Annotated in this window: 10 protein-coding genes; 6 read left to right on the forward strand and 4 right to left on the reverse strand. The window is 42.8% G+C overall.

Translation table 11 applies throughout. From position 1 onward, the window contains the following. Window positions 1–20 precede the first annotated feature (20 nt). A complete protein-coding gene (locus B9J87_RS11950) occupies window positions 21–1409 on the forward strand; it encodes a peptide MFS transporter (protein WP_094150907.1) in 1389 nt (462 codons plus the stop codon). A 91-nt stretch (window positions 1410–1500) separates the two neighbouring features. On the opposite strand, the gene hemH is transcribed toward B9J87_RS11950, so the two are convergent. From hemH to htpG, 3 genes are all read right to left on the reverse strand, one after another. Then, the gene (hemH, locus tag B9J87_RS11955) at window positions 1501–2466 is read right to left on the reverse strand and encodes a ferrochelatase (RefSeq protein ID WP_094150909.1); all 966 of its coding nucleotides are present in this window, start codon (window positions 2464–2466) and stop codon (window positions 1501–1503) included. A 115-nt stretch (window positions 2467–2581) separates the two neighbouring features. Beyond that, complete coding sequence (gene adk / locus B9J87_RS11960; protein ID WP_094150911.1) at window positions 2582–3226, reverse strand: adenylate kinase; 645 nt, start codon at window positions 3224–3226, stop codon at window positions 2582–2584. 318 nt (window positions 3227–3544) lie between these two features. Next, entirely contained in the window at window positions 3545–5452 is a 1908-nt protein-coding gene (gene htpG, locus B9J87_RS11965; RefSeq protein ID WP_013857307.1) for a molecular chaperone HtpG, read from the reverse strand. A gap of 258 nt (window positions 5453–5710) precedes the next feature. Between htpG and B9J87_RS11970 the strand changes: the two genes are divergently transcribed. From B9J87_RS11970 to B9J87_RS11980, 3 genes are all read left to right on the forward strand, one after another. Next, the gene (locus B9J87_RS11970) at window positions 5711–6577 is read left to right on the forward strand and encodes a winged helix-turn-helix domain-containing protein (protein WP_094145383.1); all 867 of its coding nucleotides are present in this window, start codon (window positions 5711–5713) and stop codon (window positions 6575–6577) included. 10 nt (window positions 6578–6587) lie between these two features. Beyond that, the gene (locus tag B9J87_RS11975) at window positions 6588–7103 is read left to right on the forward strand and encodes a regulatory protein ToxS (RefSeq protein ID WP_176428555.1); all 516 of its coding nucleotides are present in this window, start codon (window positions 6588–6590) and stop codon (window positions 7101–7103) included. An 83-nt stretch (window positions 7104–7186) separates the two neighbouring features. After that, window positions 7187–7465, forward strand: coding sequence for a SelT/SelW/SelH family protein (locus B9J87_RS11980; RefSeq protein WP_017045494.1), 279 nt, complete (start codon window positions 7187–7189; stop codon window positions 7463–7465). 17 nt (window positions 7466–7482) lie between these two features. Here the strand turns inward: B9J87_RS11980 and yfcE are convergent, their stop codons facing one another. Beyond that, window positions 7483–8040 carry a phosphodiesterase gene (yfcE, locus tag B9J87_RS11985; protein WP_026028955.1) on the reverse strand — a complete coding sequence of 186 codons (558 nt, stop codon included), beginning with the start codon at window positions 8038–8040 and terminating at the stop codon, window positions 7483–7485. A 228-nt stretch (window positions 8041–8268) separates the two neighbouring features. Between yfcE and B9J87_RS11990 the strand changes: the two genes are divergently transcribed. Together B9J87_RS11990 and B9J87_RS11995 are read left to right on the forward strand one after the other, a co-directional pair. Next, a complete protein-coding gene (locus B9J87_RS11990) occupies window positions 8269–9183 on the forward strand; it encodes a TIGR01777 family oxidoreductase (protein WP_013857312.1) in 915 nt (304 codons plus the stop codon). Between the two features lie 399 nt (window positions 9184–9582). Beyond that, on the forward strand, window positions 9583–10437 hold the full coding sequence (locus tag B9J87_RS11995) for a thioredoxin family protein (RefSeq protein WP_094150913.1): 855 nt from the start codon (window positions 9583–9585) through the stop codon (window positions 10435–10437). Window position 10438: the final 1 nt, after the last annotated feature.

Here is a 10438-nt window from a genome sequence, read left to right on the forward strand (position 1 = left end):
CTCAAATACTAATAATTCTTATGACAAACCAACATCAATACTTTGGGCACCCAAGGGGCCTATTTTTACTTTTTGGCACAGAGCTATGGGAGCGTTTTTCGTATTATGCGATGCGCGCCATTTTGGTACTTTATCTTACAGACGCAACGATGAATGGCGGTCTAGGTTGGTCGACTAAAGATGCACTCGATCTTTACGGCACCTATACAGGGCTAGTCTACATCACACCGCTTATTGGTGGTTACCTTGCAGACAACTACCTTGGGCAACGCCGTTCTATTTTATTGGGTGGAGCGTTAATGGCCATTGGCCAATTTACGCTAGCACTACCTGCAGATGTGCTAGGCATTGGCTCTCTACACACTTTCTATTTAGGCCTTGCACTGCTTATCTGTGGTAACGGTCTATTTAAGCCCAATATCTCAACAATGGTTGGTGACCTATATAATGAAGGTGATAACCGTCGTGATGGCGCGTTCACCATCTTCTACATGGGGATCAATTTAGGTGCGCTACTTGCTGGTGTGATCTCTGGTTCAGTTACTAACTCATTTGGTTGGAAAGCCGGTTTTGTGGCCGCTGGTATTGGTATGCTGATCAGCCTTGTGATGCAAATGGCAATGGCTCAATCATGGCTTGGTAATATTGGCCGCGAACCAGCAGCTAAGCGCGATCTAAAACTGAAAAAATCAGCAAATAAAGAACCACTAACGAAAGCAGAAGTAGATCGTATCAAAGTTATCCTTGTGATGAGTTTGTTTACTATTGTTTTCTGGGCGGGTTTCGAACAGGCTGGTGGTTTAATGAACATTTACACGCAGCAATACACTGATCGTATGATGGGCGGTTTTGAGATACCTGCGGCTTGGTTCCAATCGTTAAATCCATTTTTCATTATTACTCTTGCCCCTGTATTAGCCGTATTATGGGTAAAATTAGGTAAGCGTGAACCAAACTCGCCAATGAAGTTTGCATTAGCGATGTTCTTCTTAGCCCTAGGCTTCCTATGTATGGTTGGTGCGGTTATGGAGCAAGGTGGTGACACTACCGTAAAAACATCAATGCTATGGCTTGTCGGTGCTTTCTTCTTTCATACCTTGGGTGAACTGTGTCTATCACCAATTGGTCTATCGCTTGTCACTAAACTAGCCCCACTACGCCTTGCTTCATTAATGATGGGAGCATGGTTCGGTTGTAACGCAATCGCGAATTATGTAGCAGGCCATGTAGGTTCTCATGTGGGAGAGCTTGGTGCGATGGCTATCTTCAGCGGTATTGCAGTAACAGCAACCATTGGCGGCGTCATTTTACTGTTGTGCTCTAACACGCTCGTTCGTTGGATGCACGGTGCAGAAAGAGCGACAAGCTACGCTGAAGAAATTGAAGAGCAACAAACTCAGTTGGTTTAGCTTCAAATATACCTAGTAGTAATTCAAGAATAATAATGACAAACGGTCACGCTATAGTGACCGTTTTTGTACTAGAAAAGAATTCAACTCATCAGCGCTTAACTAAGGAAGCCATCATTTCTGTATGCATTGCCGAATCATTTAGGCACTCAATGTAGGTAAACAATTCTCCACCAGCGTGAATAAAAGTTTCTTTACCTTGCTCAGCTATCTCTTCTAGGGTTTCTAAACAATCCACCGAGAAGGCGGGTGTGATGATATCCAACTTTTTAATACCGCGGCTTGGCAGAGCCTCTAATGTTTTATCCGTATAAGGCTGTAGCCACTCTTCACGTCCAAAAATAGACTGGTAGGTCATGCCGATTTGGTCAGCATTCAAACCAAGTTCTTGTGCCAAAAGTTCTGTGGTTTTTTGGCAGTGCTGTGGGTAGATATCACCGTTATCGGCGTATCGCTTAGGGATACCGTGGTAGGAACAAAGCAAATAGTCACCTTGCCCGTTACGTTGCCAAGAGTCACGGACTTTACTCGCCAAAGATCGTATATAAGCAGGGTGATTATGATAATCACGAATAAAACGTAAATTGGGCGTCACAGGGATACGTTTCATCGCTTTGGCAAGGCCATCAAACACGGCAGCCGTAGTAGTACCAGAATATTGAGGGTACAGAGGCAGCACCACAATCTCTTCAACACCACGCTCCAATAATGTGTTGATACCCTCTAAAAGGCTTGGTGAACCATAGGTCATACCAAGTTCCACTGGTGTACCGAGATACTGTTCTAACGCTTGCACTTGGCGTTTAGAGTACACCATCAAAGGAGAGCCTTCTTCCATCCAGACTGATTGATATAACTTAGCAACCTTGGGGGCTCGCAGCGGAAGAATCACACCATGTAATAATGGACACCAGATCCAACGACTCATATCAACCACACGTTGGTCATGTAAAAATTGGCTTAAAAATCGTTTTACTGCCGATGCCGTCGGTTCACTCGGCGTTCCCAAGTTAACCAATAGCACACCCTGTTTTTGATTATTTTGCATTACTTCCATTCATCCATTTCATTGTTAATTATTGAGTACGAATTTGCGGTAGGAAAGTTCATAAAAAAAGCGACCTTTCGGTCGCTTTCACTATAACAAAGTTAACAAGCCTATACTGAGCCAATTATGCTAATGCTTTCTCAATATCAGCGCTAACTTGAGCAACTGGCTTAGTGCCATCAAATTTTAGGTATTTCGTATTACCCATTTGTGCTTCTTTACCGTAGTAAGTGATCAGTGGCGCTGTTTGCTCGTGGTAAACACCTAAACGAGCACGAACGGTTTCTTCTTTGTCATCATCACGAACGACAAGATCTTCACCTGTGACGTCATCTTTACCTTCCACTTTTGGCGGGTTGTAAATGGCGTGGTAGGTACGACCAGAAGCCAAGTGAGCACGACGTCCCGCCATACGCTCAACAATAACGTCATCGGCAACATCAAACTCAATCACATAGTCAACATTAATACCCATTACTTTTAAGCCATCAGCTTGAGGAATCGTGCGAGGAAAACCATCGAGTAAAAAGCCCTTTTCACAATCGGCTTGGGTGATGCGTTCTTTGATTAAGCCAAGGATGATTTCATCAGAAACAAGTTGACCAGCATCAATCACTGATTTCGCTTTTTTGCCAAGTTCAGTACCTGCTTTAATCGCAGCACGTAACATATCACCAGTAGAGATTTGTGGAATACCGTACTTCTCCATGATGAATTGAGCTTGAGTGCCTTTACCTGCACCGGGAGCACCTAGAAGAATGATGCGCATGTTTAATCCTCTTTAGAAAATTATGATTTATACCGAAGCTCACAACCAGATGAGACTTAAAACCAACGGTAAGTTTCGGTATAACGGTAATGAGATGAGTGAATAATAATTCGGCAAGCAACATACACAGCTTACCGATCGCATTCAAGCGATGCATTCTAACATACAAATTTAAGCGACTAACCAGATTAAGACTAAAGAATATAATCTTGGCCGGATGTTCGCTGCAAGTTTGCCTAAAATATCGCTCGTTCTCAGCAGAGAATCGCTATTCAAAGCAAAAAGCTCGCAGTTGCGAGCTTTTTGTTAGCCAGTTAGCTATTCAACCTTAGTCAAAAGCTGATTAATTGCGGTTAGGAATTGTGACGGATCTTCCATCGAACCACGCTCAGCAAGCGTCGCTTGACCTAGTAAAACTTCAACCCAGCGACCAAATACTTGCTCATCCGCTTCATCGGCCATCCGTTTCACTAACGCATGTTCAGGGTTAAGTTCCAAAATATACTTCACCTCTGGTACCGGTTGACCAGCCGCAGCAAGCAATTTTGCCATCTGCGTACCCATCTCATAATCGTCGGTCACAACAACCGCTGGAGTACTTGCCAGTTTAAAGGTAGTTCGAACCTCTTTGACACGATCGCCAAGGTACTGCTTCGTACGTTCAACCACCGATTTAAACTCTTCTTCAGTCTCTTTATGCTTCTCTTTTTCCGCTTCATCTTCGAACTGGCTCAGATCTAGCCCTGCTTTGGTGATGGATTGGAACATTTTTCCATCAAACTCAGTGAGGTAGTTCATCAACCACTCATCAATGCGATCAAACATTAAAATAACTTCGATACCTTTGGCTTTAAACTGCTCTAGGTGTGGGCTATTTTTGGCCGCTGCATAGCTATCGGCGGTGAGGTAGTAGATTTTATCCTGCCCCTCTTTCATCCGTTCAACATAAGCCGCTAAACTAACCGTTTGCTCTGCTGAGTCAACCTCGGTCGAGGCGAAGCGCAATAGGCTGGCGATCTTCTCTTTATTAGCAAAATCTTCTGCAGGCCCCTCTTTGAGTACCAAACCAAACTCTTTCCAGAAGGTTTGATATTTATCAGCATCATTGCTCGCCATACGTTCAAGCATGGTCAATACACGCTTGGTACAAGCATTACGCAATGATTGAGTCACCTTGTTATCTTGTAAAATCTCGCGTGAAACATTAAGCGGTAAATCGTTTGAGTCGATTAAGCCACGTACAAAGCGCAAGTAGGACGGCATAAATTGCGCAGCATCATCCATGATAAATACACGCTGAACATAAAGTTTCAAGCCTGATTTATGATCACGATTCATCATATCCCAAGGTGCTTTCGCTGGAATATAAAGTAGGCTGGTATAATCGTTTTTACCTTCTACACGGTTATGGCTCCACACCAGTGGGTCAGCATAATCATGGGAAACGTGCTTATAGAACTCTTGATACTCTTCATCACTGATTTCTGACTTAGAACGCGTCCACAACGCCTGTGCTTTGTTGATTTGTTCCCACTGGGTCTCTTCAGTCTCATTACCTTCGTCATCACGAACCTTGGTTTGGATAGAAACTGGAATTCCAATGTGGTCTGAATATTTAGAAATCACATCACGCAGACGCCATTCAGAAAGGAACTCTTTGCCTTCCTCTCGCATGTGCAAAATGATATCGGTTCCACGAGACTCTTTATTAATGCTTTCTACTGTATATTCACCTTCACCTTGTGAATACCATTGAACTGCTTCGTTAGCAGGTAAACCCGCAGCGCGAGTTCTTACAGTGACCGCATCAGCGACGATGAAGGCCGAGTAAAAACCCACCCCAAACTGACCGATAAGCTGAGAGTCTTTAGATTGATCTTGGGATAGTTTAGAGAAAAACTCCGCTGTGCCGGATTTTGCAATCGTACCGAGATGTTCAATGACATCTTCGCGGCTCATACCAATACCGTTATCTGAAATGGTCAGCGTATTCGCTTGGGTATCAAACGATAATTTAACGCCTAAGTTGGCATCACCTTGATATAAATCGGCATTAGACAACGCTTGAAAACGAAGTTTATCCGCAGCATCAGAGGCATTTGAAATTAATTCGCGAAGGAAGATCTCTTTATTGGAATAAAGAGAGTGAATCATAAGATGAAGTAACTGTTTGACTTCAGATTGAAAACCACGAGTTTCTTTATTGGTAGTAGCCGTTTCGCTCATACTAGCTCCATAACATCTGAGTTATTTTCATTCACACACAGAGTGTGCAACCAAGGATGATTTGCTAGTAAGATGAGGCTGGCAATTGTAAATTCAAGGTCAATAATCATAAAAACACTGTTTTTTTCATTTATTTTGATTATGCTTGCCGTAATTTTTATCAAAGAAAATAAAAACTAGCATAATGTTTCATCAATTGCTTCCCCAAGCAGGCTAGGTTGATGGACGGTTAAACATGCCAACAATAAGAAGATTATCATGAGTAACATAGGCACAAAATTCATCCTTGCTAACCGATTCACGTTTGATCCCAATAGTAACTCTTTGCTTGAACAAGAAAACGAACAAGAGGCTGTTCGCCTTGGTAGTAACGAAAGTCGAATTTTACTTCTACTTTGTGAACGCCCAAATGAAGTCATTACACGCCATGAACTGCATGAGTTTGTTTGGCGTGAACAAGGTTTTGAAGTTGATGACTCAAGCTTAACTCAAGCGATTTCAACACTTCGTAAGATGTTGAAAGATCAAACCAAATCACCAGAATTTGTCAAAACCGTGCCGAAACGAGGTTATCAAATGATCGCCTCGGTGACTCGAGCAACCCCCTACTCACAAAAAAACACCACCAACGAGCCTGAAGAGGAACCGTTACTGGCCAGTGAGTCTATCCAAGACATTGACGCGGATACCACTTCGCAACCCGAAGAGACAACATCCCGAACCGTGACGACAGATCCACTCGCGAAAGTAAAAATAGGGAAAGAAAAGGTAACACTGCAAAGCAAATTGATGTTGGTTGTGGCTCTTTTCTTACCTATCCTGGCTCTCCTATTGACTAGCCCTGCACAATCAAAATTTAAACAGATTGCGGTTTATAACAACATAGTTGTGAATACGCCCATCAATCATCCAGACCTAAACAAATGGTTACCTTCTATTGAAAAATGCGTAAAAAAATACAATGAATCACATACTGGAGAACTGGCACCTAAGCAGGTGATTGCGACTGGTGGTCAAAATAATCAGCTCGTATTGAATTACATCCATAGTTCTGAGTTCTCGGGTGAAAATGTCACTTTACGAATTTTAGCTAACCAAGATGATTTGGCCAACGTGTGTAAATAAGGGCATAAATATGAATCCAAAAGTGGCAACCCTCATCTTAGCTATCTCTGCACTATTCAGTAGTTGGTTATACTGGGGCAGTGATTTAAAAATAGAACAAATCCTAACGGCGCAAGAATGGCAATCTAAAATGGTCACTGTGGTAAAACACAGTCAACAGAATGATTCTGTTGGGCCAATCCGTCGGGTTGATGTCAATTCGAATGTAAAATATTTACCTAACGGTACTTATATTAGAATGTCAAATGTGAAGTTATTCGCCGTGGGTGGTGAAAGTGAAAGTTTCATTAATATCTCAGAAACCGGCACCTGGGATATCAGTGATAGCTACTTATTGATATCGCCTAGAGAATTTAAAAACATTAGTTCTAGTCAAAGTAAGGATTTTACCCCTGAGCAACTAGAATTGATTACTCAATTTTTCAAGATGGATGCTCAACAAAGTCGACGTATTGATGTCGTCAATGAAAAAACATTATTGCTCACCAGCCTAAGCCATGGTTCGACAGTGCTGTTTATCAATTAGCCATCGAGTAATCTGTAACTTTACTGAAGGGTCGAAAGGTCCTTTGTTGCGAATCGCCCTTACTTCTTCACAAAAGGTACACCATGGAAAAAGCCAATATTGAGATCTACTATTGCCGCCAGTGTAATTGGATGCTTCGAGCCACTTGGCTAAGCCAAGAGTTACTGCATACTTTTAGTGAAGAAATTGAATCTGTGCGTCTCTACCCTGATACAGGGGGACGATTTGAAATCATGTGCAATGGACAACGTATTTGGGAACGTAAACATGATGGTGGTTTCCCTGAAGCAAAAGTTCTTAAGCAACGAGTCCGAGATATCATTGACCCAGAGCGAGATCTGGGTCATTCAGACAACAGGTAAATCAGATAGCGACCGGTTTAAGAGCTAGTCGCTAAACGATATTGCGCTAGTCCTTGCCCCTCTAGCCCTATTACTTGAAATAATCCATCCGTATAAATAGCGTAGCTTGGGGGAAATTCATTACGTGGAAAGGTCGCGGACCCCGGGTTGACAATAATGACATCATCTTGACCTTGCGCCATCGGGATGTGCGAGTGGCCATGGATCAAAACATCACCTTTTTTTAATGGTGGCCTATTTTGAGCATTATATTGATGGCCATGCGTTAAGAAAAAACGAGTTCCTGACTCCAAAACTACCCAACAAAAATCCATCATCATCGGAAAGTCGAGCAGCATTTGGTCGACTTCGCTATCACAATTGCCTCTGACCGCCACAATATGCGGCGCCCATCGATTCAAGCACTCCGCCACTGCGGTCGGATTATACCCATCAGGTATAGGATTACGCGGACCATGATTTAAAAGGTCTCCTAGCAGTACTAAAGTGTCTGCACCTGACTGTTCAAATAGACTGAGTACTTTTTCAGTAGCAGGCAGTGAACCGTGTAAATCCGAAGCAAAAAACAACTTCATACTTTTATCTCCGTATTTTGGAGCTACAGATTGTACGAATTTCAGCACACTTCGTCATCTTTAGCTATGGATAAACATTGTCATTTATCACCACGAACAATTCACGTATGCTAAATAAGTTTCCTATATTAGGTTAGATGGCAAACAAGTATCGCCACTTAACCAACATGGCTATCGTTCTCATCACCACCATTTAGGTGATATCGCACAGACCAATGAGGTAGAAACATGAAAATACTATTAACGGGAGGGACTGGCTTTATCGGTAAAGAGCTGATGAAACAGATTTTCACGCACAATATCTACCTCCTCACGCGCGATATAGAGCGAGCTAAGCAGCAGCTCGCCCATGTAGACAAAGGTAGTATCACCTACCTGACCTCCCTAGCGAGTTTAAAAGACGCGAATCAATTTGACGCCATTATCAATCTTGCAGGAGAACCGATCGCCGACAAACGTTGGAGCAAACAGCAAAAAGCGATCATTTGCGCTAGTCGATGGGAAATAACAGAGCGGTTAGTTGAACTCATCCATGCCAGTACTGAACCACCCTCCGTTTTCATCAGTGGCTCGGCCGTCGGCTATTATGGTGACCAACAGTCTCATCCGTTTGATGAAACATTACATGTGCACCAACAAAGTTTTCCTCATCACGTTTGCGAAAAATGGGAGCGCATCGCCCTCCAAGCGCAATCAGAAAAAACTCGAGTGTGCCTATTGCGTACGGGGATCGTGCTCGCTAGCGATGGTGGTGCTTTAAAGAAAATGCTGCCACCTTACCGTTTAGGCTTGGGCGGCCCTCTTGGTAAGGGTGAACAGTATATGCCATGGATCCACTTATTAGATATGGCACGAGCGATAGCCTATTTATTAGACACGCCACATGCACAAGGTGCTTTTAACCTCTGTGCTCCACACCCCGTACCTAATAAGCATTTTAGCCAGCTATTGGCGAAAACATTACGTCGACCACACATACTATTCACTCCCAAATGGGTTCTAAACCTTGCAATGGGTGAAGCGGCTGTTTTACTGTTTGACAGTATTAGAGCAAAACCTAAAAAGCTAACCGAGCTAGGATTTCACTTCCAGTTTTCACACCTAGAACCTGCGTTGAAAAATATATTACAACATCGTGCTTAACCAAAACTGGCCTATATTTTTTGTGCATAGCAAGGTATACGATAATGACAAAAGCGATACTTATCAGTGGATAAACCGACGGTTGCATAAAGTAGTACAACCAACTTAATTGTCATTAATTCGTAACATTCATGTGACATGATCCAACTCTGGATATCCCAGTTAATCCAATATAAAGCGTTACATGTGGTACGACGAATATGACATTACACCAATTAAATTGGCTCAGTGTCGGTGTTGCGCTGACACTATTTTTAATATTATAGACACCTTTGCTTGCCCTCTCTTTGAGAGATAAAAAACGCTACTTTAACGGTAGCGTTTTTCATTTGCCCTTGATATTCCAATTTTTACCCCTATTTCTAAGACTATAAACTTGATTATCGCAAGGAAAATATCATGCAATCACCTTACATCGTTGAGGTCAATCAGCACAACTTTCGAGAGGTGTTCGAACGCTCAGTTGAGACTCCTATTCTCTTTTATTTTTGGGCACCCATAAATCAAGAGAGCGTACAACTCATTCCTGAATTACAAAGCGTAGCGCAACAACACAGTGGCGCATTCACATTGGCTCTTCTCAACTGCCAGCAAGAACAGCAAGTGGCAGCGCAATTTGGTGTTCAAACCCTGCCAACAATCGCTCTGTTTATTAATGGTCAAGCGGTCGACGGTTTAGCAGGTGCTCAGACCATAGAAACAGTGAGTGTAATGTTAAACAAACATTTGCCAAGCCACGATGAAGTTGCGCTACAGCAAGCCTTAACACTGATAGAGCAAACACAACATTCGCAAGCACTACCCTTGCTACTAAGTCTACCTGACGATATGAAAGCAAAAGCAGAGGTCAAACTGGCCCTCGCTGATGTGTTTCTGGAAACTCAGCAGTATGAAGCGGCAGAAACAGAACTGGAACGCATCCCACTAGAGTATCAAGATGGTTACTACAAAGGCTTAATCGCCAAACTGGAGCTGCACAAGCAAGCCGCTGACAGCCCAGAGATTCAAGCATTAGAAGAGATTTTTTCCGCTGAGCCAAACAACGCTCACATAGCAAGTGAGTTAGCGCTTCAATATCATCAAGTTAACCGTAATGAAGAAGCTCTCGAGCTGTTATGGTCATTTTTACAAAGCGACCTCAATTGCCTCGATGGCGGGCTCAAAAAAGTGTTTATGGACATCTTAAGTGCTCTTGGACAAGGAAATAGTGTGGCAAATCTTTATCGCAGAAAGCTGTATTCATTATTATATTAAT

Source organism: Vibrio sp. V19_P1S1T109 (genome assembly GCF_002241375.1).
Taxonomy (GTDB): Bacteria; Pseudomonadota; Gammaproteobacteria; order Enterobacterales; family Vibrionaceae; genus Vibrio; species Vibrio anguillarum.